This is a genomic window from Paenibacillus sp. MT86 (assembly GCF_058792535.1).
Genome location: NZ_CM179499.1, coordinates 4916255 through 4941783 on the forward strand (window position 1 = coordinate 4916255; position 25529 = coordinate 4941783).

The 25529-nt window shown below is 54.5% G+C and carries 16 protein-coding genes; 3 read left to right on the forward strand and 13 right to left on the reverse strand.

What is annotated here, in order from left to right:
• Positions 1-107: 107 nt before the first annotated feature.
• From AC3RCL_RS22120 to AC3RCL_RS22140, 5 genes are all read right to left on the reverse strand, one after another.
• Complete coding sequence (locus AC3RCL_RS22120) at positions 108-2399, reverse strand: glycoside hydrolase family 3 N-terminal domain-containing protein (protein WP_492532004.1); 2292 nt, start codon at positions 2397-2399, stop codon at positions 108-110.
• A 301-nt stretch (positions 2400-2700) separates the two neighbouring features.
• Positions 2701-5817: a glycoside hydrolase 5 family protein gene (locus AC3RCL_RS22125; protein WP_492532006.1), complete on the reverse strand. Its 3117-nt coding sequence runs from the start codon at positions 5815-5817 to the stop codon at positions 2701-2703.
• 3 nt (positions 5818-5820) lie between these two features.
• Complete coding sequence (locus tag AC3RCL_RS22130; RefSeq protein ID WP_492532008.1) at positions 5821-7194, reverse strand: alpha-L-fucosidase; 1374 nt, start codon at positions 7192-7194, stop codon at positions 5821-5823.
• Between the two features lie 364 nt (positions 7195-7558).
• Positions 7559-9076, reverse strand: a complete 1518-nt coding sequence (locus AC3RCL_RS22135; RefSeq protein ID WP_076325243.1) for a DUF3502 domain-containing protein — start codon at positions 9074-9076, stop codon at positions 7559-7561.
• A 125-nt stretch (positions 9077-9201) separates the two neighbouring features.
• A complete protein-coding gene (locus tag AC3RCL_RS22140) occupies positions 9202-11481 on the reverse strand; it encodes a helix-turn-helix domain-containing protein (RefSeq protein WP_492532011.1) in 2280 nt (759 codons plus the stop codon).
• A gap of 458 nt (positions 11482-11939) precedes the next feature.
• Between AC3RCL_RS22140 and AC3RCL_RS22145 the strand changes: the two genes are divergently transcribed.
• On the forward strand, positions 11940-12866 hold the full coding sequence (locus AC3RCL_RS22145) for an ABC transporter permease (RefSeq protein ID WP_076325245.1): 927 nt from the start codon (positions 11940-11942) through the stop codon (positions 12864-12866).
• Positions 12867-12903: 37 nt separating this feature from the next.
• The gene (locus AC3RCL_RS22150; RefSeq protein ID WP_492532013.1) at positions 12904-13782 is read left to right on the forward strand and encodes a carbohydrate ABC transporter permease; all 879 of its coding nucleotides are present in this window, start codon (positions 12904-12906) and stop codon (positions 13780-13782) included.
• A 234-nt stretch (positions 13783-14016) separates the two neighbouring features.
• On the opposite strand, the gene AC3RCL_RS22155 is transcribed toward AC3RCL_RS22150, so the two are convergent.
• The 3 genes from AC3RCL_RS22155 to AC3RCL_RS22165 form a co-directional block, all read right to left on the reverse strand.
• Positions 14017-14421 (reverse strand): NUDIX hydrolase, encoded by a 405-nt coding sequence (locus AC3RCL_RS22155; protein WP_009589775.1) that lies wholly within the window; start codon positions 14419-14421, stop codon positions 14017-14019.
• A 37-nt stretch (positions 14422-14458) separates the two neighbouring features.
• Positions 14459-15076 carry an SUKH-4 family immunity protein gene (locus AC3RCL_RS22160; RefSeq protein ID WP_452520387.1) on the reverse strand — a complete coding sequence of 206 codons (618 nt, stop codon included), beginning with the start codon at positions 15074-15076 and terminating at the stop codon, positions 14459-14461.
• A gap of 64 nt (positions 15077-15140) precedes the next feature.
• A complete protein-coding gene (locus AC3RCL_RS22165) occupies positions 15141-15935 on the reverse strand; it encodes a hypothetical protein (protein ID WP_492536434.1) in 795 nt (264 codons plus the stop codon).
• 273 nt (positions 15936-16208) lie between these two features.
• Between AC3RCL_RS22165 and AC3RCL_RS22170 the strand changes: the two genes are divergently transcribed.
• Positions 16209-18542 (forward strand): helix-turn-helix domain-containing protein, encoded by a 2334-nt coding sequence (locus AC3RCL_RS22170; protein WP_492532016.1) that lies wholly within the window; start codon positions 16209-16211, stop codon positions 18540-18542.
• Between the two features lie 56 nt (positions 18543-18598).
• Here AC3RCL_RS22170 and AC3RCL_RS22175 read toward each other — a convergent pair whose 3' ends face one another.
• The 5 genes from AC3RCL_RS22175 to dhaK all read right to left on the reverse strand — a co-directional run bounded on the left by AC3RCL_RS22175 (position 18599) and on the right by dhaK (position 25529).
• Positions 18599-19615, reverse strand: coding sequence for a glycoside hydrolase family 130 protein (locus tag AC3RCL_RS22175; RefSeq protein ID WP_096775959.1), 1017 nt, complete (start codon positions 19613-19615; stop codon positions 18599-18601).
• Positions 19616-19678: 63 nt separating this feature from the next.
• Positions 19679-21295 (reverse strand): extracellular solute-binding protein, encoded by a 1617-nt coding sequence (locus AC3RCL_RS22180; protein ID WP_492532018.1) that lies wholly within the window; start codon positions 21293-21295, stop codon positions 19679-19681.
• A gap of 56 nt (positions 21296-21351) precedes the next feature.
• Positions 21352-22263, reverse strand: a complete 912-nt coding sequence (locus AC3RCL_RS22185) for a carbohydrate ABC transporter permease (RefSeq protein ID WP_009589981.1) — start codon at positions 22261-22263, stop codon at positions 21352-21354.
• Between the two features lie 16 nt (positions 22264-22279).
• Complete coding sequence (locus AC3RCL_RS22190; RefSeq protein ID WP_096775961.1) at positions 22280-23269, reverse strand: ABC transporter permease; 990 nt, start codon at positions 23267-23269, stop codon at positions 22280-22282.
• A gap of 499 nt (positions 23270-23768) precedes the next feature.
• Complete coding sequence (gene dhaK, locus AC3RCL_RS22195) at positions 23769-25529, reverse strand: dihydroxyacetone kinase subunit DhaK (RefSeq protein WP_492532021.1); 1761 nt, start codon at positions 25527-25529, stop codon at positions 23769-23771.

Sequence of the window (25529 nt, forward strand, 5' to 3'; positions counted from 1 at the left end):
CGGTTATCCCGGCTAAAGCAAGGACATCCGACAACTTCGGGATATCCGCTTTCGCCGGGTTGAACCTGTATCGTTAAGATTCTTTATGTTTGGGAGGGACGGACCGGTTAGCCTTCCACCATCAAGCTTGCGACCTCTCCTCTCGTCGAGTCGGGACCGACCTGAATGCGGAACTCGCCCGGCTCCACCACCGGCTTCAGGTCAAGGCCGATCAATTCCAGCTGCTCGCTGCCGATGGTGAACGTTACTTCCTGCGTTTCCCCGGCCTTCAGGAACACCTTTCGGAACCCTTTCAAGGCCTTCTCGGGGCGGGTAACGGAGGCGGCCAGATCCGAGACGTACAGCTGAACGACTTCCGCGCCGTCCCGTGCTCCCGCGTTGGTCACGTCGATCCGGACCGTGGCTTCGCCGCCTATGGGAACAACGGCCGGCTCGACCGTCAGACGGCCGTAACGGAATTCCGTATAGCTTAAGCCGAAGCCGAACGGATACCGCGGCGCAAGATCCGTCTCCAGGTAACGCTTGCCCCGGGTCCGTCTGGCATTGTAAGAGTTCGGCAGCTGGCCAACCTCCTTCGGAATGGACAGCGGCAGACGACCGGACGGGTTGATATCGCCAAACAGCATGTCCGCAATCGCGCTGCCTCCCTCTTGGCCGGGATACCAGGCTTCCACGATGGAAGGGATGTGCTCGTCGATCCACGGCTCCGTAATCGGCCGTCCGTTGATATAGACAACAATCACCGGCTTGCCGAGCTTATGGAGCTCCTGCAGCAGCTCCAACTGCACGCCCATCAGCGTAAGGGTCGAGCGGTCAATCCCTTCCCCGCATTCCATATCGCTCTCGGCATGCCCGGTCACGACCGAAGCACCGGTTCTCAGATCGATGGTGCCCTCCCCGAAATCCCGTGCGCTGGAGCCGCCGAGCACCATCACGATGACGTCGGCTTGCTCGGCGCATGCCAGCGCCCGAGGAAACCCTTCCCTTGAATCGCCTTGTATGCGGCAGCCCGGCGCATACAGCACGCGGCTGTCTCCCAGCCGTCGGCGGATGCCGTCCAGCACCGTTACGATCTGCCCCGGCGGCTGGGGGGAGGTATAATCGCCAAGCTGATGGTACGGCGCATGGGCGTTGGGGCCAATGACGGCAATGGTTCTGCTGCTTGAATCCAGAGGCAAGAGGTCCCCCTCGTTTTTCAGGAGCACGATGCCTTCAGCCGCCGCCTGGTAGGCCAGAGCGATATGCTCCTTGCAGCCTATGACCTGCTCTGCCCAGGCTGGATCCACATAAGGCCGATCAAAGAGTCCCAGGCGAAACTTCAGCTCCAACACGCGTCCGGCTGCCCTATTCAGATCGTCTTCAGTGATCAGCCCTTGCTCCAGCGCTTGGTGAAGATGTGCCCGAAACATGGTCCCGGACATCTCCATGTCGACACCGGCCTTCAGCGACTGGGCCGCCGCCTCCACGCCCGATCCGGCCGTATTGTGACCGCATGCCAACATATGGATAGCGCCGCAATCGGTAATGACGAAGCCGTCAAAGCCCCACGCCTCCCGAAGAACGTCTTGCAGCAGGTACCCGCTGGATGTGCAAGGGACTCCGTCGATTTCATTATAGGCCGTCATGACCGACAAGGCACCCGCTTCAACGGCCTTGCGGAACGGCAGCAAATCGACCTCGTGAAGCTCCCGAAGGCCCATGTGAACAGGGGCCCCATTGCGTCCCCCTTCGGAAGCGCCGTAGCCTGCGAAATGCTTCAGCGTAGCCAGCAGGCTGGTATGCGAATCCAGGCGCTCGCCTTGCAGTCCCTGCACGGCGGCAACCGCGAATTCGGTTACCAAATGGGGGTCCTCGCCGAAGGTTTCTTCGGTACGGCCCCAGCGGGGATCCCGTACCACGTCCAGCACCGGCGAATAGGTGGCCGATCCCCCCTGAGCTCTTGTCTCGGCGGCAACGGCGCGGCTTATGCTGCGGAACAGCTCCGTGTTCCAGGTGCTGCCGATCGTAAGCGGTACGGGAAACACCGTCGCCCCGATCGCCATATGCCCGTGGGAGCATTCTTCCCCGAACAGAATCGGAATCCCCAGCCGCGAGTGCTCCATCGCATAACGCTGAATCGCATTAACCGCATCCGCCCCTTCCCGCGGGGACAGACCGTTCGCCAGCGTCACCCCGGTCCAGGGATCGGCCCGCAGCGTTCCGTACAAGGAACCGATTCCTCCCTCCGCAAGCTGCGACTTGAACTCCTCGGTTAGCTTGATCGTACCGTCGTCGCTTCTTATGTAAGCTTTCCAGCCGAACGGCTGGATCAGCTGCCCGATTTTCTCCTCGACCGTCATCCGCTTCAGCAAGTCCTCGACCCGCCGTGAGACCGGCCATGCAGCGTCCTTGTAGTCCATGGCGCACACCATTTCCTATTCCTGTTAGATTCGTTCTTATTGATCTCATGCAACCGTTCGTTGAATGTTCCCGCATCCTATGGGGTTTCGGTTTTATGCTCTTCCCCATCGGATTCAATGCCACACCGCCTAAGCAGCAGCCCTGCCGAAATTCCCGATGGAAGAAAAAGGCTCTCCGGCACGATCCGCTCGGCCGAAGAACCTCCCACTATGCGTATCCTGCAGAATGGCTGCACCGCACCTGGACAAACCAGATCAACGGCTAGAACCGTCTTCCAACCTTTTCATGGGCGAGCACGCCTCAAGATGGTTGGATCTGCCGGATGCGAACCTCCTCCGGCCGGTAAACCGTCTGCACTTGTCCCCCGGCATCGGTCGTAAACATCACGGTCCGCTCCCGTTCCAATTCGAAAGCGTAGACCTTTCCGGTTGCCGGGTCCTTTACCTCGACCTCTGCGCTTGCCCCATGCTCGGAGACGAAGACGTACAAGCTTCCTTGCCCGAACGTCAGCTTGCGGCCGTAAATACCCGGAAGCTCGCCTCCCTTCGGCCATTCCAGCTCAGGCGAAACGGCTGCGGAGCGGATAGCTTCCGCGTACAGCGCCTGGATCGGCTCCCAGCGCTCGTTCATCTCGACCGGGAGCGGGCACCAGATGAACCGTCCCGAGCCCAAGGTCACCGTGACGGGTGCCAGCGTCCCATCCAACCGGCCCGCCGGACGATCCACCGCCAGCGCGTTAATCTTCCGCTCGCCGAACGAAACGGCGAAATGCTCTCCCGCCAGCTCCAGCGTTTCTTCCCGAAGAACGTTGGCATGGACGGTTTCGCCGATCTCCTGCTGCAGACGATGCGGTGCCGGTCCCCAATACGCATCGGTGCGAAGCGGGCCGGTCCACAAGACCGTGCTCCCTTCCCTTGCCAAGTCGAGGAGCTGGGCAAACGCGCCATCGTCGAAATTATGCGCGCACGGCACGATAATCAGCTTGGCCGGATAGCGCTTCAGGTCCTCCAGCTGATATTCGCCGATGCCCCGCGGATGGACGTTCATGCCGAACGTCAATGCGCGCATGGCTCTCGTCGTCGCTTCGTACGCCAGCTTGCGGCTGGAAAAATCATTCGAATACGGGTAAACGACGGCGATATCCTCCAGCTGCCGTTCATCGTCGAACAGGCCGGCTGCTTCCTTCATGAAACGGCCGAAGTCATAGGACACATCGGCCTCCGGCTTCTGCGTTCCGTCCGCCCGAAGCGCCCCGATGTTGGATTCGTTGGCATTATCCATGAAGTAGTTAATATTCCAAATCCACTGCACGGCACCCGCGCCCCCGGTCGAAAACGAATACGCGTACTTCCGCTCCAGGATGCTGCGAAGCTCTTCCTCCGTCCGCTTGGCGATGCCGTCCGGACGCTGCACGTGCATGATGCCGGTCTCCTGGATCAGATTCGGCTTGTCCGGCGTTTTCGTAAATATGCCGTCCCAGGCCAGGTGATCGTTCTGCCACCAGGAGTGGACCGTCGTGTAATCGACCGCGGGGCCATAGAACGAAGGCGACGGACGCTGGGAGCAGATGCCCTCATCCTGCCCGACCGTTACCAGCTGGCGGGGATCGGAGCGGCGAATGGTGCCGATGAGCTCGGACGCCCACCGATTATGCATGTCCATGGTGAACAGCGTGAAATCGATCCACGGTCCCCACTTCTTCGGCTGCAGCACGCTGTTGAACAGCTTGTCGTCCGGACTCGGCGCAGGCGCCGACTCGAATGAAGGCAGCTCGCCCGGCGTCATGTTCCAGCGCTCCTGAAACAGCGCCAGATCATCCCCGTGGCGCTGCCGCAGCCACTCGGACCAGGCCTGCCGCTCGAACCGGTCCCCCATCGATACCGGCCCCTCGAAGATTCGCTTCGGATCGAACAGCGAAGGCTCGTTGATCAGGTCCCAATGCACGTTGGTCGTGCCCCTGTGACGTCCGACGATGGAGGCGACGAAGCGCTTTTGCGCCTCCACCGATCGCGGATCCAGGTAGGGGTTCACGCCTTCCCACGCTTCGGGCGCAAACGAGAAGAACGTAAACGTCACTTCAAGCTCATGCCGCTTGGCCGTCAGGATAAAGGCATCGATCGCCCGCATGACGTCCTCGGCCGCATGGCCGTCGGCAAACATGATCATCCGGTACCCCGTCCATATGCCCGTCCGGATCAGGTTGATTCCTGCCCGCTTCATCTCCGCCATATCCGCATCCCAACGCTGCACGTTCGGCAGATGGAGGAATTTGCGCGCGACGTCGGAGGTCATGTACGTCATGCCAACGATCGGAACCGTCCGCCCGCCGCGGCGGAAGTAATCGCGCCCGCATTCCAGCCGCTCTCCCGCCTGCAGCAGCGGACGATCGACGCCCCATACCGCTTGGGTCAGGGTGCGGCGCTCCCCGGAATCGGACTCGGCTTCGCAAACGATCCGGTACAAGCCCGCTTCCAGCCGTACGGGTACGGACAAGCGAAGCTGCTGCAGATCCCGCTTTTCCATGCCGGCTTCCGACTTCTCTTGTCCGGTCCAGACGGTCTCGCCGTCGGCTTCCTTGATAAGACTCACTGCAAAATACCAGGTCTGCGCCGGGGCAGACGTCCGGGACAGCGTCTGCAGCTGGATCGTCAGCCGCATCTGCTCGCCCGGCTCGTAGGAGGCGTAGTTCGGCTTCAGCCACAGCTCCGTCACGCCTGTTCCCGCGTATTCGGCCAGATCCTTCAGGACGTCCATCCCTTTCGTCTCCCAGAACGATGCCCTCAGCTGCTGGTTGATCAGAATCCAGCGGCCCCCGGCGTAATCGCCCTTATGCTGCTCCAGCATGACGACCGGAGCGGACCGCTCGCGTCGATCACGGTCCATGCCGATCAACAGCGGCGAGATGACGGCGTCCATCGGACCGCATGCCCCCATCTCGGCCGGGATGTCGCTCGCTTTGGTCGGATGCAGCGTCAAGCCCCAGGTCGGCTCCATGCCGAACAGCTCCTCGCGCCCCAGCAGGATCGGGCATTCGGCGGAGGCCTTCAGCTCCCGGACGCGCGATACGTCAACCGCCAGCGCATCATGGATATCCATTCGCTGATGGTAAGCCAGCTGCTCGCGTTCGGCATGCCAGCTTCCGTTCAGCTCTCGAACCGGCCTGCGGAAAGGCACGCCTCCGGCATGAACCAGACCGCCGCCGGCCTTCAGGTGGGCTTCGATGGCGGCCCAAGCCGCTTTCGGAAAGTATGGCCCGTGCAGATGAACCAGCGCGTCCCAGCCGCCTTCCGTCAGACGATCAGCCACGTCCGCAGCACCTGAGACCACCGCCCATTCCCGCAATCGCTCCAGTGCTTCAGCAGACGGACGTTCGCCTTCGTAAGGAAAATGCTCGTCGTAAAATACCAGCGTTCTCATCGCCTACTCCTTTCTTGTCCGCGGCTGGCCGTCGACGTATACGGATGTACCGCGCGTTCGCGCCCAGTCGGCGATCCGGGAAGGGTCGCCGGTCCAAAGGCGGTTCACTCCCCATGGATTGGTCTGCGGCCGCTCCTCGCATTCGATGCGGATGACCGGGAAGAGCTCGGTCGGACGTTCCCGCGGCAGCCCTTCGATCCACAGCACGTCGCCTTCCTGTCGGAACGACAGCTCCTGCCCCGTTGTCAGCAGCGTCACCCGTGATACCGGCGTCACCAGATCCGCCAGCCTCAGCACCGGCCTCCCATCCCAGAAGCGGATGATGAGATACAGCTTGTTGTCTTTCATCGTCTGCCGCCCGTAGGTGATGAATTCCGTGAGGTTCCCGCCGTCGGAGCCGTAGATGGCCTCGCCGTGAACGTCCAGCCACTCCCCGATCTTCAGCGCCCGCTCCACGAACGCCGGCGGAAGCTGTCCGTCGGGCTGCGGTCCGACGTTAAGCAGCAGATTGCCGCCCACGGTCCCCCCTTTTTCCGCGCACTCGCACAGCATGTCGAGCAGAACGTCGGCCGGACGCCATCGTTCGCCGTTCGTGTACCCCCACAGCCTCCACGTGGTGACCTGGCTGGATTCCCACAGCCGCTTCTGATCCGGGACGATGACATGCTCCGGCGAGCCGAAATCGCCCAGCACCTCGGAATCGCCCGAGCCGCCGCCGCCGTCCGCATGCAGCTTCTCCTCCTCGGACAGCCCAAGACGGTTGTTCACCAGGATGTCCGGCTGAAACGACTTCATCCGCTCCACCAGCTTGATGCTGTCCAGGTCCTCCGCGGTTCGCGGCCAGACCCCGTCAAAAAAGAAATGATCGATGCGCCCGTATTTCGTGACCAGCTCTTCCACTTGGGCATGCAAATACTGCTTCATCGTCTCCCAGCCCTCGGGATCCTTCTCCGGTCCGTCGAAGTAAGCCGGAATCCGCCAATCGATCCAGGAATAATATAAGCCAACCCGAAGTCCTTGGGCCCGGAACGCATCGGTAAACTCGCGCACCAGATCCCTGCCGGGCGCCTGCTTCGCGCTGGAATAATCCGTCGTGGCCGTATCCCACAAGCAATATCCGTCATGATGCCGCGTTGTTAAGCAGGCATATCTCATCCCCGCCTTGCGCGCAGTGTACGCCCAAAGCTCGGCGTCAAAGAACTCCGGATTCCACTCGCAGGCCTTCCGCGCGTATTCGGCCTGGTCCAAATGCTCCCGGAACAGAACCTGCTCGCCGCGCCCGTATTGGGCATAAGGCCCGAAATGAATAAACATGCCGTACCGGCTTTCCGTAAACCATTGCCAGCCTTCCCAGATGGCTTGTGTTTGCTTGGTCATGAACTACGTCCTCCTTATTCTGCACGGCTTTTGCCGTGCGGCCAGCCTTAATAAAGACTTTCGCTTCTAACTCTTTGAGCAGTCTCAAGGCTTCATATGACCTTTACTCTAGCCCGGGAATCCCTGTCTTGAACACTTTACTTTTAAGAGAAAACTTTGATTTTGGCCAATATCGGAGAATTGAAGTCCTAAACGGTAACGTTGATCACTTTCGAATCCCCTTGGAGTCTCCTTGGAATTCCCTCTGTACTCCTCACAGAACGCTCCATGGTGACGCAAGAAAAAAAGCAACCCCTCCCCGGTTATCAAACCGGGTAAAGGATTGCCCTGTTCCAATGTTTCTTAGCCGTTAGTGTGCCTGCACTTACGACTGACCGGCTCTCCACTCATCGAATTGCCGTTTATATTCCTCCACGACTTCATCGAGACCGGCGGACTTCATCGCGGCCAGCATTTTATCGTAGGCGTCCTCGTATTTAACGACCCCATGCATGACCGGATAGACGCTGGTCTTCAGCTCTGCGATGCAATTCGCGTACTGGGAAGCGACGTTTGCCGGATCGAAGGTGAAGCCGATCGTGATGCTGTTCACGGCATCGTCCGCAACCGTCGTACGGCGCTCCAGCCGCGCAGGATCTGTATTCGTCGGGTAACGGTTCATCTCGACGTGGCCTAGCAGCCAGTACGGAAGCTCATAAGCCGGAGAACCGTTCTCGTTCTTGGCCAGATAATCCTTCGTATTCTTGCCGGTATCCTTCCAATGGACGTCCTTCACGCCACTCTGTACGAGATCCATGTTCTCCTGGCTGCTGTACACCCAATTCAAAAATTGAATGCCGGCCTCCGGATGCGGAGACGTAGCCGAGATCCCGTTGGAATTCCGGATCGCGTAGGATCTGAATTTCGGCTGGTCCGCCAAATAGTAAATATCCAGCTTCGCGTCCGGGAATGTTTGAAGAATGGCGTCGCTCAAACCGACGTCGCCCGGTCGATACAGATAACGCCCGGCCAGCTCCTCCTGATTGATGACCTCCGTCGGTGTCGTAAGCAGATCACTCATGATCAGCCCGCGCTTGTATGCCTCGTTCATGTACAACACGTCTTTTTTGAACTCCTCGGTTTCAAACCAGGACTTCACGTTCCCCTGCTGATCGATGTATATCATGTTGTCCGCCACGGTAAACGGATAGGTGTCGTACGTCGTATGCAGGAAGTAGGCAGGCTCTTCCAGCATCTTGATATACACGTTCTTGTTGTCCTGCGGCCAGTTCTTCTGCAGCGTCTCCGCCGCATCCAGCAGCTCCCCAGGCGATGTCGGTGGCTTCAGACCGTTTTTCTCGAGCAGATCGGTGCGGATCGTGAACATGCCATCGTTATAAGCGGTATCCGCCCAGAAATTCGGCACGTACGTGATCTTGCCGTTGATTTTCGACGACTCCCAGATCCAGTCCGGCATGGAAGCTTTCAGCTCGCTGCCATACTGATCCAGCAGATCGTCGATCGGAATGATTCCGCCGCTGCCGGCAAGCACCGTCGGTCCTTTTGTATCGTGCATGATGGCAATCAGCTCGAACTCCTCGCCCGTCGACATCATGAGGTTGGTCTTCTGATCCCATACGTCCCACGCGATGTAAGTCGGTTCATACGTGAGGTTCAGACCGTCGGCCTCCAGCTTCTCGTTGATCGCTTTAACCGCCGTTTCCAAATCCTGCGGCGCGGAGCCCGGAAGCAGATACCGGACCGGCAGCTTGTCCCCTCCGCCGTTCTCGCCGCTCGCCGATCCGTTCTCGCCGCCGGCATCACCCCCGCCGGAGCAGCCTGCGATTACGGATACCATAAATATCGCGGCTAGCCATAGTGCTAGCGCTTTCCTTTTTTTCATGTGTGTCTCCCCCTGTCTTCATTTGGTTTCGTTATGCGATACGATTCCTATCTTAAGGAGACATTAGGGATGGCGTATACTTCAAAATGATGATTTTCGCCATTTTAAAACATTGAAAATGCCCGTCATTGCGCTTTTTTCGTCTCGATCGCATGCTGGCTTCGGAACTGGGCCGGGGAGATCTGGTAGTGCTTTTTAAACAGCGTATAGAAATAGGTCGTATTCAGAATGCCCACCTGCTCGCTGATCGATTGAACCGACTCCTCGGTGCTTGCGAGGAGCTCTCGGGCCTTTTCCAGTCGAACGGCATTCAGGTAATCGTTGAACGACAGCTCGCAATGCGCCTTGAAGAGCTTGCCGACATAGCTGCGGGACAGCTTCACCTCGCCCGCGACCTGCTCGAGCGACATATCCGGCCTTGCATAATGCTTGCGTACGTACATCTGGATAAAATCAACTACCTCCGCATGCCGGACCGCTCCCGATTCCTCGGACAGGCTGCAGAGCCTAAGGGCAAGATCCTTCAGGGCATCCGCGGTTTCCTGCAGCGTCTGAAAACGGGTAATCCGCCGGGTAAAGTCAAGGAAGAGATCCGCGCTTTCCCGATTTTTCACCGTATGGACATTGAGCTGCTTGTACAGACCCACGATGAACTGGTTGATGAAAAACATGACTTCATGATAGTTGTAATCGCGAATTTCCTTAATCCACTGATCGATTTCCTTCTCCAATTTATCCTGCTGCTGCAGCTTGATGGCCTCGATGATGCGCTTCTCCCGCTTGTCCGGATACTGCGCCTCGGTATGCTCCGACTCCGCGGCGATGACCGGATCGCCATGGAACATCCTGCCCTTGCCTGCGAAGAAGCGCTGCTGGAAGCAGGACTGCGCGCAATCGAACGATTCGCGCAGCTCCTCGTACGTCTGCGCGGCAGTTCCGATGCCGACGGTGACGGACACGCGGAGCGTGCGGAGCATCTCGCCCTGCAGCTCCTCCAGCATGCCCAATACATGGAGCGGAAGCCGGCTCTGCTTCATGGGGAGAATGATCGCAATGGTCCCGTCCCCCACCATTGCCACGCTCGCTCCCTCCGGTTCCAGCATCTGCTGGGCCGCCTGGGCGACGGCTGCGCAGGTATAGGACTGCAGCTCCTCGTCCTCGCCCCCGGGCGAGCCGTCTAAGCTGTCGAGCAGAAGGACAGCCGCCAAGAAATAAGGCCCCTTGCCTTCCCGGGCCAAACGGCGGAATGCCGTCTCGTCGCCGCCTTTCAGCAGCTGCAGCACATGCGCCTGCCTGGCGACGGAAGCCTCGGACTCCATCGACTTCATTTTCTCCGTCATTTCGGCATAGGTTGTATCCAATATGGCAAATTCGTTGATTTGCCGCCGGTTTTCCTTCATTTTCGGTATGGCGCTCATTTTCTCCAGCAGGTGGCGGATCGGGTTGTACGCATGATGCGTCAGCCAGATCGACAAGAACATGCTGACGACGAAGCATGCCAAAGCGAGAACCAGCGCCGACGTTCGGAGGGCCTGCATGTTGAACAACAGATTTTGATATTGGCTTACGCTGATAAACGTCCAGTTCATATCCCTGGATTTGACGTAGGTAACGAGGCTTTTGCGGCCGTCGATGGAGCGGGTGAAGTAACCGCTTTCCGCGCCCGTTCCCAGAATGGACTGGACATAGGATTCCTGCGATACATCCTCCATGAACCGGGACCGATCCGAATGGGTGATGATGGTTCCCTTGTCGTCAATGACGTGCAGCGAATCCACCGCTTCGTTGCGGTAGCCTCCGATCAGATCCTGGATGGTGTCGGTACTCATATTGATCACGATCGCGCCCTTGGAGCTTAACGGCGAATAATAGCTCGGAAGGAGGACGAAAGTCAGAACATCTTCGCTCCGGTTCGCCGAAGTGGCGGAAGAAATCTTGCGCGGAAACAGGTGAAAATAAGATGTATTCTTGCTGTTGATCTCCTCCAGCAGCGCCTTCTCCTGCTCCTTGGTAATCCCCTTCGTATTCAGATACGTGTTATTCGAGCCGTTATAGATCCCGATCGAATGGATGAACGGATAGGTGGACTGGACCCGGTTAAGGGTGCCGAACACGCCATACTGTTTCACCGGATCGGCCTCTTTGTCCAATAGGGCGTTCACGATCTCCTTATCGCTGAGCAAAAGGTTGCCCACGTTATACACTTGGTCGCGGATGACGCTGGATACGGCGCTGTTCTGCTTCAGCATCGACTCGGATATTTTCCCTACCTCCTTCGCGGTGCTCCAGGAGAACATCATGTACAGGACGACGGTTACAAGGGCAATCATGGCTGCCGTGAGCAAAACAAAGCTGAGAAACATATTTCGGTACACCGCATAACGGAATAATCGCTGCCGGATCATATTCTCCCTCCTTATCATTCGGTCTGTATAGTCAACTGAGATCTTATCATTCATGAAAATTACTAACATTATATGTAATATACATGTTAATTTAATAGGGTTGCCTAGCCATCCGATCGCTTGGAACGGATCGATATTTTATTCTCATCTTACATTTGCTCAGGGCATACATCAATATGAAAACGCATTCTTTATTTTCCTCCCCAAACTCCTCTTCATAGACTTCATCGGCTAAACCCCTTATAATACCAAGCTTTTTCGGTTATTATTCAATCCTGGCGACACTGTGCGAAATACTCAAATTCGAAGTTTTTGCCGTTTTTTAAAGCAGGCGTTCCCCCTTTCAATCCGCTCAAACTCCATTTTCATAGTTTACTGCACGCGGCAACTCTCTTTACACTCGAATCAGAACTGCTACGCTTGCAGCCCACATCACTTACGAAAGGACGTGCCTACTCATGAAAAAAAGCCGCTCCGGCTTCCTGAGCGAAATCCGTTCGAACGGATCCGCCTATCTGCTCGTCGTACCGGCTGCCATCTATACGCTGGTCTTCGGTTATTTCACGCTTCCGTACATGCTCATTGCGTTTCAGAAATTCAACTTCAAGACAGGACTCTTCAATTCCGCCTGGGTCGGCTTTGACAATTTCAAGTTCTTCTTCTCGTCGCCCCGGGCATGGGAGGTCACCTTCAACACCTTGAAGCTCAATTTTCTATTCATCATTGTCGGCACGCTCGGAGCCATGGCGTTGGCCATTCTGTTCAATGAACTGCGCAGCCGCTGGTTCTCGAGGGTGACGCAATCCACCATTCTTTTCCCGCATTTCTTGTCCTGGGTCATCGTCAGCTACATCATCTATAGCTTGCTGTCGACCGATTACGGCATCCTGAACCGGATCCTGGCGTTCTTCCATATTGATCCCGTCAACTGGTACGCCTCGCCACAGTACTGGACGTGGATTCTTACGACCGCGGCGGTGTGGAAGGACCTCGGGATGAACCTCGTCATCTACCTGGCTGCCATTACGGGAATCGATGACAGTTATTACGAAGCCGGCCGGATCGACGGTGCAACCCGCTGGCAGCTCATTCGTCACATTACGATTCCACTCATGCTGCCGACCATATCCATCCTGACCCTGCTGGCCTTGGGCAAAATCATGTACGGTAGCTTCGACATGATCTACGCCATCGTGAAGGACAACGGACTGCTGTATCCGACCGTCGACGTTATTGACACGTATGTGTTCCGTTCCCTTCGCACCATCGGGAATCCGGCTCAGGCGATGGCCGTCGGACTGTATCAATCCGTGGTCGGCTTTATTCTTGTATGGGGCAGCAACAAAATCGTGAAAAAGGTGAATCCGGACCATGCCTTGTTCTAAAGCGTGCCGGAACCACTCGGAAAGGAGCGAAACTTAGATGACGTCCAGACCCAAATTTTTCGATGCCGTAAACACCGTCCTGATCGGCATCATCTCCATCCTCTGCATCCTGCCGATGCTACTTGTACTCATGGTGTCCTTTACCGACGAAGCCAGCATTAAACAATTCGGCTACCAGCTGTTTCCGAGCGAGCTGTCGCTGGATGCCTACAAGCTGCTCCTGTTCGGCAGCACGCCGCTGTACCGGAGTTACATGATCTCGATCATCGTGACGGTCGTCGGCACGATCCTTGCGGTCACCATCACGTCCATGGCCGGATATACGCTGGCCGCCAAGCATATCCGTTACCGCAACGGGCTCGGATTGTTCTTTTTCATTACGATGGTGTTTAACACGGGCCTGGTGCCCTGGTATCTGATCAACCTGAATCTCGGCATGAACAACACCATCTGGGCCCTGATCATACCGTCCCTGGTGTTCAATCCGTTCAACCTGTTTCTTGTGCGCAACTACATGTCCCAAATTCCGCCTTCCCTGACGGAGGCGGCCAAGATCGACGGCGCGAGCGACTTCTATATCGCGTTCCGGATCTACTTTCCGCTCTGCATGCCCGTTCTGGCCACGATTACGCTGTTCTACGGCATTGCCTACTGGAACAACTGGTTCAACGCCATCATGCTGGTGGACAACGAGAAGTTGTATCCCCTTCAATACCTGCTGTTTAAGCTGAACTCCGAGATCAGCATGATTCAGCAGATGCAGAGCAGCGGTGCCATCCTCGGCAGCCAGACGCTGCCGCAAGAATCGGTGAAGATGGCCACCGCCATTCTGACGATCGGTCCGGTGGTGCTGTTCTATCCGTTCCTGCAGCGGTATTTCATAAAAGGGCTGCTGATTGGCTCTTTGAAGGAGTAAGGGTTTTATCCACATGCCATGATCTCAGGACATAAGCAGGTAACCCGGTTTTACTGAAATCAAAGAGGCTAACCGCTCTCACGGTTAGCCTCTTTTTTTATATGCTGGATGTCTTTGTGGATGCAACCTCTGCCGCTTCGGATGGAACATCGTCAACAGAGTTCGTAAGCGTAACCCTGATGTTGTGCATCGGACAGTAACGGTAATCCGGTTTTTAAAAGAACAGGATGAATGCTAAAACGCCCGGCTTTTGACTTCTCCTTGATAAGCCAATGCATCCTGGGCCCTTAACCGCTGAACCTCGCTCAGCTCCGACAACTCGGCCCATTTGTATTCCGAATGCTCGGAGCTGAGCACGATTTCCTCGTGAAGCGGGATCGAACAGCGGAATATGCCGACCTGCGCGTTGATATGACTGTGATAATAAAATCCGGTCAAGACCGCATCTTGCAGGGTAAGGCCCAGTTCTTCGCGGCATTCGCGAAAAATCGCTTCATGGATCGTTTCGCCGGAATCCACCCCGCCCCCGGGCAAACTCCATCCCTTATTCCCATAGGTCCGTTTTAATAAGAGCAGCTTGCCGTCAGCGTTCAATATGATGGCATGCACACCAAATCTGTACGTGTCATGAAAGCCCAACGTTCATCCTCCCATCCCGTCAATAAATGCTCATCGGCTACCTCAAACGATCCTTCATTTCCTCCAGCACATTTCCCCACCATGAAGAGGAACGTACAGCAGGGAGATCCATCTCTTTCAGCTCCCGCTTCATTTGTTCGAAGGCTGACTTCCACTCGTGCTGAGCCTGCGAGGCGTCCGGACGGGTTCCCGGCTTGATCTCTCCTCTTCTGAACTTCTCAAGTTTCTCGCGAAATTGTTCTGCCGTCAAAATCATGGGAGGTGGATCAGGCTGCAAGCGCTCCGTTTGCTGTTTGAATCGAAGCACACGGTCCATAAAGGCGAGCAGGCTGTCGATGGAGGCGTTTATGTAGGTCGGTTTCTGTGTACCGCCCTCCGTTACTGCCCACACTCCCCCTGTATCCTTTTGGATCGCGACATGCAGCCCTTCGCTCCAGATCTCCCTTCCGATCGCGATATAGGCTCCATGAATATCCTGTAGCGGTAACGCTTCATGAAACAGAAGACCCAACGGTGGCTCCTGCGGATCAAAGACCGGCATTCCCCGATGCACAAGCGTTTCCACCGTCTTATCGTGCATTCCCAGGACGTCCAAGCTTTCCCTCGTATAAGGCAGCACTCCGTGATCATACAGCGTATGATATTGCGGCTCCATTCTAACCCTCCCTTAAACTCCTAAACCGGTACGTATTCTGTAACCTATAATGATGCAGCGCGGTCTACAGATATTCGCCGAAATAAAACTGCAGCGCTTCAGTGGAATATCCGTCGCTTCCCTGCCACTCCGACATCGAGAAGAAATCGTCGTCCCTTCTCGGACGCGTGCGGGGCGTATCCTTCGGAACCAGCACGCCGGCATATCCCAGAATTTCCATCAGCACGTCTCGTTCATGCTTGCTTGAAGGCAGAACATCCTTCAAGCGCTTCTCAAGATGACGCGGGCTTTCTGATTCGGCGCATCCGTCGACGGCTGTCATCAGCTTCCTCAGAATGGCGATATCCTCCTCGTCCACCGTCAGGCCCTCCTCATGGCTCAACAGCTCCAGATCGAGCCAGCAGTAGAGAAGCTGATTCAAGCGGATGCCTCCCCATTTGACCCGTTCGAAATTCAGCACGTTCAGGTCGGCATTCACGTAATTCCGGTCGGACTGGAGCCCGGCATGGTTACAATCTCTGCAGCTGCTGTAATTCGGCATGGCCGAGCGTCGTTCTTCGTACTGATGCAGAGGCAGGCGCGATGTAAGCGCCCAACTGGAAAGCGCGCTTCGCAGATGCACTTGTCTCGTGGACAGACTGTGCAGAAATGCGGCAGCAGCCCTTTCTTTAGTAACCGTCTTATGTAAGCTATGAAGCCGCTGGATCAGCTCATCATGTCCGATGGTGATGGGGTCGAACATCAGCCTCATGCTCTTTGCGTAATCAAAGTCCTCGCCAACGAACGGCAAAGGACTGCTTTTCCAGCCGCTGGATGACCAGAACGTTTGAAGTAAAACCTTTTTCGCCTTTTTGTCCACAGCTTCCCACTCCCATTTTTTTCTTGTCCCTATCATAACAAAATCTTCCTATAAAGCGAAGATGATCGAAATCTGACTGAGTTGGATTGAAGCCGTGAAACTATGAAAACTACGAGTTATGTCATGTCATGTAATGAATAATGATGATGAATTTACTTAATATTTCTCCGAACAATCATTATAATGATATAATGTTTCAAATAACCCTATCCTTGTTGATGAAATCGGATTTTCACACGACATGAAAAGAATGCAATGGAGGACTCACCCAAAATGACCATTCACAACCTCAAATCATTCATCGTATCCACTTTCACTTTCCGAATAAACTGGAATCATTTTAAGTCGAAGCTGCTCTTAAAATACGTTCTGTCTTATATTCTGATATTCCTGATTCCCCTGACGGGGGTAACGTTGTTTGTTTATGATAGCGCTGTCAGCGGGCTTCGTACCGAGATTGAACAATCCAACATCAATCAATTGAACCAGGTGTCAATGACCATCGACTCCCGTATCGCGGAGCTTCGGGAGCTTTCAGGCCGAATCGCTTACGACAGACGCTTAACCCCTTATATGGTCCGTGATGATTATTACAGAGTGGAAGCCATACAAGCTTTGGCCAACTATAAGGCAAACAGCAGCATCATTGAAGACATCTTCTTATACTATCATAACGACCCGATTATCTACTCTTACCGCGGCCTGACGAATGTTAACGTTGCGTTTGATTCCTTCTACCGTTATGAGAATTGGAGTCTGGAAGATGTCACACTTGCGCTGAACGAAACGAATCAGATGGTAATACGGCCGGCCGAGAATGTAACGATCAACAGCTCCAGGCAGGAGACGATGCTGACCATCATCGTACCGATCAAGCCCAATGCCCCCTATCCGTACGGGAGCGTTGTTTATATGGTAAAAGAGTCCAATCTTACCGGGGTCATGGATTCCATTCTTAGCGATTTCACCGGGAGCAGCTACATTCTCAATCAAAATGATGAAGTGCTTACAGCGAGCAATCACGGCGTAACCCTGTCTCAAGAGCATCTCGGGACATTGGCTGCGCTTGATGCCGGCATACACAATCTCTCCCTGAATAATGACAAGTATTCCGTCGTATCCGTCAAATCCGGGGAGAATGGATGGAACTATATGACCATCATGCCAAGCTACCAGTTCTTCAGCCGGGTCGCTCATGTACAGACGCTCATTCTGCTGGTGTTTGGCATCGCCGTCATAACCGGAGTGCTTGCCGCTTTTGTGCTGGCTAGACGCCAATATCACCCGATTAAGGATTTGATGGAATTCGCCAAGCTCAGAGTTAGCGATTCCCCAGAGCCCAAAACGCGCAATGAATGGGAATGGATTCGTCAGACCCTTCACGATTACAGCACCCGGATCGATATGCAGGAGCCCTTCGTGCGCAACCAATGCATGCTGCTTCTGCTGAAGCACGGAAAGCCGGATGATCCCGAAATCGAGCGAATGATCGCCGGAGTCGGACTGGAATCTCCCCAAGAACAAGTCATTTATTTCTGTGTGATTCTGTCCTGGGAAGAAAACGATGCGGCCGAGGAAGTCGTCCAGAAGGATCGTCAGCAGGTGCATGAAATTTTCAGCCATGTTGAACCATCAGGGCTTCAAGCGAATATCTATGGCGTTGAATTCTCAGCCGATAATCAATTTGCGCTGATCGTATCGCTTCCTGACCCTGGTCAAGATTCGCTGAAGCTCCGGATGGAGCAGATCATTCGCGCGGTCCAGGGATTGATCTCCGAGAACACTCGGCTCGATCCGAGCATGGGCGTAGGTACGCCCTACCGGGATTTGGGGCAGCTGAACCAATCCTTCATCGAAGCCGCAACCGCACTCGAGCACCGAATGGTCGGCAGCAGCCGGATCACCTATTTCGACCAGTTGGCAGAGCAGAATCATCCTGTCGCCAAAGGCGTATGGCTTCCAAGAAAGTCGCTGCTCAAGCTGGAGCAAAGCCTAAAGCAAGGCAACGAGTCGGTGGCTGTGCAGATGATCGCCGAGATGATGGAGACCATCCGCAGCGAACCGCTGCAAATTCATCTGCTGCGCTGCATTTGCTTCGATCTGCTGAACGCGCTGCTTCGGTCCGCCTCTGAGGTTGGAATGAACGAAGCATTCAGCAGCATCTCGGACTATACGTCGTTTGAGACGCTGGAAGAATTTGAGGACAAGCTGTTGTCGCTCACGACAGAGGTTTGCGAGAAGGTTGAACGGAACCATGAGCAAGCAGCGCCAAAACTGATCGATGATATCGTACATTATGTAAATCAGCAGTTTGCGGACTATACGCTCAGCCTGGAGCATGTTGCCCTTAAATTTTCCGTCTCTACCTCTTACTTAAGCCGCAGCTTCAAAGAGAAGACCGGGATCAGTTTCTCGCAGTATATCTGGAAGAGGCGTACGGAGGAAGTCATTCGGCTGCTTGTGACGACAAGCGCTCCCCTGAAGGAAATCATCGAACAGGTGGGCTACCTGGATGCACCCAATTTCATCCGCAAATTCAAGAAAGAAACCGGGCTTACGCCCGGTCAGTACCGCAAACAACATCGTTCGAATAGGCTGGATATATAACAGAAGGGCCCTTTAGGAGAACTTGTCTCGAAAGGGCCCGGATGCTTCTACTTCACTCACTGCGGTTCGTTCAAGATATGCTCAACCAGCTCATCGACCGGCACGGTAGCCAGTGCAATTGCTGTGTCGGTCACACCATAATAGATATAGAGCAGACCGTCTTTGACCACGTTTCCTGTCGGGAACACCACATTCGGAATTTGATAACCGAATTTCTCGTAATAGGTTTCCGGTTCCATAATGTAATTCTTCGTTCTTGCTATGACCTTCTCAGGGTTGTTCAGGTCAAGAAGCATCGCCCCAACACGGTAAACGACCTGATCATCAACGCCGTGGTAAAGGACCAGCCAGCCTTTATCGGTTCGCACAGGCGGCGTGGCTCCGCCGATTTTCCTGGATTCCCACGCCGGATTCTCGGCTTTGGCCAGAAGTTTCGGCTCTTCCCAATGAACCAGATCCTCGGAGTACGTAATCCATATCGCCGCGCTGTCCGTTCCGTAAGCTGCACCCACGTATTCCTCCGGACGGCGCAGCAATACATACTTTCCGTTAATCTTCTCAGGGAACAAAATGTTGTCGCGGTCATTGATATCGAGCGGTGTCGTATCGGCAACGAACTCCCAGTCGATCAGATTGTCCGACTTCACGATCGAAGAGCGAGTGAGCCAGTGGCCCTCCTCCTCCCCCCAGCCGTCCGGATATTTGGGTATCGACCGCTCCGGTATCCCCGCTCCCGTCGGATAGTAACTCATGGCGCATGGCCTAAGGGCATAGTTTAGATAGTACGTCCCGTCAATTTTGACAATCCGCGGGTCCTGGACGCTTCCATATGGAAAGCCCAGCATGTCAGGCGTCACGATCGGCTCGTCTTTCACGTGCGTAAAATTCACCCCGTCTTCGCTCTCCAGCAGTCCCAAAACATTCTTGCAAGGCGTTAGCGAGCCTGCGGTTCGCTCAATCATGTAAAACTTCCCGTTGTCTATAATAACCGCAGGATTGAATACGGTGACTTTACGCCATTCGTACGTTCCTGGAACGACGATCGGATTGTTCGGATGTCTCGTCATTTTCATAGGCTATGCCTCCACATTTGTATAATATTCAGGAGATTTATCAGGCCCTCTATCATTCTATGTTTAGCTCGACTTCCAGCGGTCATATGCGCCTTGATAGATTTCAACAACTCGGTCGGCACCCATTTTCTTCATCGTGTTCAGATAGTTATCCCAATTGGACAACGGTTCTGCGCCGGTTATGAATTTCGCCTCCATCTGTTGTACATACGTGCTCAGATCCGAGTTCAGGCTGTTGATCTCGGTTTGCTCTTCCACGGTAAGGAACAAGGCAGGGAACGGAGGTCTTGCTCCCCGATCGAGCAGTTTCTCCTTCGTTTCCTTTTCAACCCACAGATCAAAGTCGGTCTTCAATCCTTTATTGATATCGTCCGTGTTGATGGTAGGAGCCGGAATGCCGTAGTTTGGCGTCAAAGTCGCGCGGTAATCCTCCATCTCCATGCCCTCCGGCACAGACAAATAGCGTTTCACGCGATTGGCTTCATCCGTGTACTCCCACAGCATCCCTTCCGGTCCTTTGTTGAAAAAAAGCGACCCTTCATAAGAGTAAAGGTAGTCCACCCAACGGATCGATGCTTCAGGAGCAGGATTGGTAGCCGATATGGCAAAAGCCCCTGTCGTAATCCCTCTGTTCTTGGCGATGGCCGGCTTGTCTACCAAACCGCTTTTCACCGGAGCGAACATCGGATCCTTGGTGGACGGTTCTCCGCCTTTGGTCATGTAAGCATGCCAGTCGGAGAACAGGGCCACCTGATTGTTCTGTGCCTTGGCCTTTTTCTGTTCTGCGGTTTGCGAGAAGCTTTCATGGTCAAGCAGATCCTCTTTCCAAAGACGGTTCATATAGGCCAGATACTCTCGGAAGCCTTCTTCTATCGGGGTATAATGAACAACATCCGCATCGTCTACATAAATTTCGTCTTCATAAACGCCGAAAGCGCCAAGAAGCCAAGTACGCAAATCACGAGCATTGGTCGTAGCCGTCGATACGGAAGAGATCGGGATTTCATCGGCGACTCCATTGCCGTTCGGATCCTCTTCTTTTACCCGCTTCAGGAAGGTGTAGAGCTCCTCGGTCGTCTCCGGAAGCTTGTCGATATTCAGGGCCTCCAGGAAATCACCGTTGTACCACAGCGGGTTGCGATACCAGTGCTGGCTTAAATCGACCGCAGGCAAAGAGTAAATATGTCCATCCGGAGCCGTAATGGATTTACGGATCTCCGGAATTTCGTCCATCAGCGCCTTAAAGTTGGGAGCATATTCCTCGATGAGCTCCTCCAGCGGAATCAGAATACCCTGCTCGCCATAGTTCATCTGTTCGGCCGCGGTCAACCCTGCAGCATAGAAGACATCCGGGTAATCGCCGCTGGCAAATACGAGATTCTTCTTCGTATCAAAGCTATCCTTCGGTGCGTTCAAGTATCGGAACGAAATGCCCGTCTTTTCCTCCATCTGCTGCAGCACGACCATATCCTTCCAGTTCTGAACACCGACATCAGGTGCCATCATGGTCAGCGTAATCGGTTCATTCATAATCGGGAAGCCTTCCTTATTCACGGCGGCTGCTTCCGTTGACTTTGTTCCGGCAGAATTCGTATCGCCGGCCGAACCGCATCCGGCGAGCAGGGACAGGGCTGTCATCCCCGTCAACACCAGCTTCCAAGGTTTGCTTGTCATCTTCATCCATGTTTCCTCCCTTTGCATACTCAAGCTCATATCTTATAAAACGCTTTCATTCATCATCCTTTTACAGAGCCGATCATAACCCCTTGGACAAAGTATCGCTGTAAAAAAGGATAGAGAGCCACAATCGGCAGCGTAGATACAACGATAACCCCGTATTTGATCAATGATGCGGTTTCGGCTTTGGAATTCATTGCCCTGGCGGCATCCCCGCTGATTCCGGCGCCGGTCGTCTCCGCCGTCATTTCCTGGAGAACCAGAATCTGCCGCAGCACCATCTGCAGAGGATACTTGCTCTCATCGTTGAGATAGATCAGAGCCGGAAAATAGCTGTTCCAGTGACTGACCCCGTAAAATAATGCCATGACTGCAATAATCGGCGCGGACAGCGGCAGAATAATGCGGACGAACAGCTTCAGGTTGGTACAGCCGTCCATATATGCCGCTTCCTGCAGTTCCTTGGGAATCGTCGTCTGGAAGAACGTCCGGGCAACGATGATATTCCATACCGATGCTGCTACGGGAAGAATGAGCGCCCCCATCGTGTTGATCAGCCCCAAATTCCGGACGACGAGATACGTGGGCACAAGCCCTCCGGTAAAGAACATCGTGAACAGAATAAATCCCAAGAACAGTTGACGGCCGACCAAATCCGACCTGCTGAGGGCATAAGCTGCAGGCAGTGTCACGGCCAGGTTCAACAGCGTTCCTATTCCAGTATAGACGATCGTGTTCAGATATCCGTTCCAAATCTTCGGATTTTCGAAGACCAGCTGGTATCCGGCCCAGGTAATCTCCTTGGGAAACAGCCACATCGCACCGGAATTCACCTGCTGCGGGCTGCTGATCGATGCGCTGAGAATATAAACGAGCGGATACAGAACAACAATCAGGGCGATGCATAAATAGATATAAACGCTGCCGAGAAAAATCTTGTCCCACTTCGATTCCTTCATCGCGGTAACCAATGCACTTTCCTCCTTTCTACCATAGGCTGTTCTCGCTGGTGCGTCTGGCAATCCGGTTGACCGTTACCAATAGAATGACGTTGATCACGGAGTTGAACAGGCCAACGGCTGTCGAGAAGCTGTACTGCGCGTCGACCAGACCGGTCCGGTAAACATAAGTTGAAATGACATCGGAAGATTCCATATTCAGCGAGTTCTGCAGCAGCAGTATTTTTTCGAAGCCAATCGTAAGGATGTTGCCCATGTTCAAAATCAACAAAATGGTGATCGTTGGGAGAATGGCCGGGAGGTTGATGTGCAACAATCGTTTGAAACGACTGGCTCCATCCACAATCGCGGCTTCATGCTGCTGGGGATCGACCCCGGACAGCGCGGCCAGATAGATAATGGTCCCCCATCCGGTGCTTTGCCAGACCCCCGACAGAACGTACACGGTCTTGAACCACGCCGGATCCGACAGAAAGTTCGGCGCATCGATGCCCATCCATTTGATCAACTGGATCAGGATGCCTGTGGACGGCGATAAGAAGGTAATAATCATACCCGCCATGACAACAACGGATATAAAATGAGGCGCATACGTAACGGTCTGGACGATTTTCTTGAAGGGACCCGTCCGGATTTCGTTGAAAGCGAGCGCCAGGATGATCGGCAGCGGAAACCCGATGATCAGCTCGTAGAAGCTGAGGCTGAACGTATTCCAGAGCAGATCCCAGAAATAGTAGGAATTGAAGAAACGCTCGAAATGATCGAAGCCCACCCATGGGCTGTCCATGATTCCTTTGCTAGGGATAAAGTTCTTGAAGGCAATCTGGATGCCGTACATGGGTGCATAGTGAAATACAAGGAAATACAATAAGGCCGGCACCAAGAACAGATAGAGCTCCCAGTTCACCCTGATTCGTTTACCAAGAGACGTTTGGTTTACACCTGGATTAGGCGGCTTCGTTTCGCGATGGATGGAACGTCTTTCGGATATCACAGCAAGCAGTCTTTTTCCCTTCATGTTTCCCCTCCTTTCTTACATATCGATTCATGTCAGGTTATCTGGTTCACTCACGTACATCACGTTTCAGTGATTAACAGGTAACGCTTACATTCCAAAGTGTAGAGAAGACAGCATGACATCGTAAATGTGTAAGATGTGCATTGTCACCCGTCTGTCCGGCGAAATCCCGCTGCTGTCCTTTATTTTTCATCCGAATCTCCGCGATTTTTGATCATAGTTAATACGGAGTATGTGTAACATATGAACCTGTTATCAGGATTCATATGTTACACATTGTGCTCCATCAAGCGTTGTGCGAACATGGCCTACGAACACCGAATATGCGTTAATTCGCACGAGAACAAGGAAGGGCAGAATGAAAATGTCTCTGTCCATTTCATTCCCTTTGACCATTCACCTATCCAAATAAAAAAAACCACCAACTTTAATTGGTGGTTTTTTTATGAATTCTTTTAGTTAGTAGTAGTAGCTTATTGTTCTCTTTCTTGCTTCGGAATTACTTCATCACTTTAGCCAGCTCGGTGAAAATAACCCCGAGCGCATACGCGCCCGCATCCGGGTATCCGATGCTGCGTTCCCCTACCGTGCCCGCTCTACCCATTCGGGCAACGATATCCGCCGTCTTCTGCGCGCCGAGCACCGCCGCTTCGGCCGCTTTGATCGCTGCCGGCTTCATGTCTTCGCCTTGCTCTCCACTCTGCGTCCAGGCATCCGCGAACGGCACGAGCGCATCGATCAGCGTCTTATCGCCGACGACGGCTCCTCTTCCGAAGGATCTTTCGCCGGTATCCTGGATTCCTTTGACCACGGCCTGCATCATCTCCGCAACCTCATGAACGGACAGCTCCTGTTTCTGCCCTGCATATTTGCTTGCGGCTCGGAACGCCGATCCCCAGATCGGTCCCGAAGCCCCGCCGCAGTGCTCCATAATGATCATCGAGCAGGCGTCGAGGAAATCGCCGATATCGCGAAGGTGATGGGTAAGCAGATCGTTCCACTCCGATTTTAGCTGCTTGAAGCCCTTGGCGACGCTCATCCCGAAATCGCCGTCTCCCGCATGGGCGTCGAGCTCGCAGAACGGCACCTCGTTCTCGATGATGACCTCGCTCATCTGATCGATCAGGTACACGATATTTTGCAAGGATAACCGGTTGTTCTTAATCACCGCTGCCGCGGCATCCGTATTGTTTTTATACGATACCGTGCCTTCTGACTTCTCTTGTGGAATCACCTCGGTATAATTCACGGGCTCGAACGCGCCCTTAACCGATAGTACCGGCGTATCGCATGGCGCAGACAGCCACTTCTTGAGCGTCTCGTCCAGCTTCATGATCGTTACCGAGGCACCGGCCATATCGATGCTGGTCATATAGTTGCCGACAAATCCTTTGAACACCCGCTTGTTTCGAGCCGTCAATTCACGCGTCACGGAATTGTTCAGCAAATACAGCTCCTGCAGCGGCGTGCCGCCAAACCCGTTGATCAATACGGCAACTTCGGATTCCGAAGCATCATCCAGCTCCAGGTTGTCCAGCAAAGACGTAACCATCCGCTGCGCCAGCTCACCCGCTGGAACGGCTTTCTCCCTGCGGATTCCCGGTTCGCCGTGAATGCCGACGCCATATTCCATCTCGCCATCCTCGATCTGAAACGTCGGGGTACCTTTCGCGGGAACGGTGCAGGAGCTAAACGCGAAGCCGATGCTGCGGACATGGTTGATCGCATGCTGCGCAGCTTCTTTCACTTCCGGCAGGGACAGCCCCGCTTCCGCGGCGGCTCCGGCCACCTTATGAACGAGCACCGTTCCGGCAACTCCTCTTCTCCCAACCGTGTAGAGACTGTCTTCCACGGCGATGTCATCGTCCACCTTGACGTAATCCACTTCAATGCCGTCTTCGCCTGCGAGATGGGCTGCATTCTTGAAGTTCATGATGTCGCCGCTGTAGTTCTTGATAATAAGCAGCGTCCCCTTATCGCTGGCGGAGCTGCGGATCGCTTGGTACACCTGGATTTGGGATGGGGAAGCAAATACGTCCCCGCACACCGCCGCATCCAGCATCCCGGTTCCCACAAATCCGGCATGGGCCGGTTCGTGCCCGCTTCCGCCGCCGCTGATCAGGGTGACTTTACCTTGATTGATCTCTTTTTTGGAAATTACTTTGTATTTAGGGTCGAACGCCAACTCGGGATGCGCCAGTACCAGCCCATTGCACATTTCCCGAACCAAGGTTTCCGGTTTGTTCATGATTTTCTTCAT

Bases quoted from the DNA above. Each gene is read 5' to 3' on its own strand.
- AC3RCL_RS22150 (WP_492532013.1), top strand. From the start codon at position 12,904: ATGACGTCCAGACCCAAATTTTTCGATGCCGTAAACACCGTCCTGATC.
- AC3RCL_RS22130 (WP_492532008.1), bottom strand. From the start codon at position 7,194: ATGACCAAGCAAACACAAGCCATCTGGGAAGGCTGGCAATGGTTTACG.
- AC3RCL_RS22140 (WP_492532011.1), bottom strand. From the start codon at position 11,481: ATGATCCGGCAGCGATTATTCCGTTATGCGGTGTACCGAAATATGTTT.
- AC3RCL_RS22135 (WP_076325243.1), bottom strand. From the start codon at position 9,076: ATGAAAAAAAGGAAAGCGCTAGCACTATGGCTAGCCGCGATATTTATG.
- AC3RCL_RS22170 (WP_492532016.1), top strand. From the start codon at position 16,209: ATGACCATTCACAACCTCAAATCATTCATCGTATCCACTTTCACTTTC.
- dhaK (WP_492532021.1), bottom strand. From the start codon at position 25,529: ATGAAGAAAATCATGAACAAACCGGAAACCTTGGTTCGGGAAATGTGC.
- AC3RCL_RS22125 (WP_492532006.1), bottom strand. From the start codon at position 5,817: ATGAGAACGCTGGTATTTTACGACGAGCATTTTCCTTACGAAGGCGAA.
- AC3RCL_RS22120 (WP_492532004.1), bottom strand. From the start codon at position 2,399: ATGGACTACAAGGACGCTGCATGGCCGGTCTCACGGCGGGTCGAGGAC.
- AC3RCL_RS22190 (WP_096775961.1), bottom strand. From the start codon at position 23,269: ATGAAGGGAAAAAGACTGCTTGCTGTGATATCCGAAAGACGTTCCATC.
- AC3RCL_RS22145 (WP_076325245.1), top strand. From the start codon at position 11,940: ATGAAAAAAAGCCGCTCCGGCTTCCTGAGCGAAATCCGTTCGAACGGA.
- AC3RCL_RS22160 (WP_452520387.1), bottom strand. From the start codon at position 15,076: ATGGAGCCGCAATATCATACGCTGTATGATCACGGAGTGCTGCCTTAT.
- AC3RCL_RS22180 (WP_492532018.1), bottom strand. From the start codon at position 21,295: ATGAAGATGACAAGCAAACCTTGGAAGCTGGTGTTGACGGGGATGACA.
- AC3RCL_RS22175 (WP_096775959.1), bottom strand. From the start codon at position 19,615: ATGAAAATGACGAGACATCCGAACAATCCGATCGTCGTTCCAGGAACG.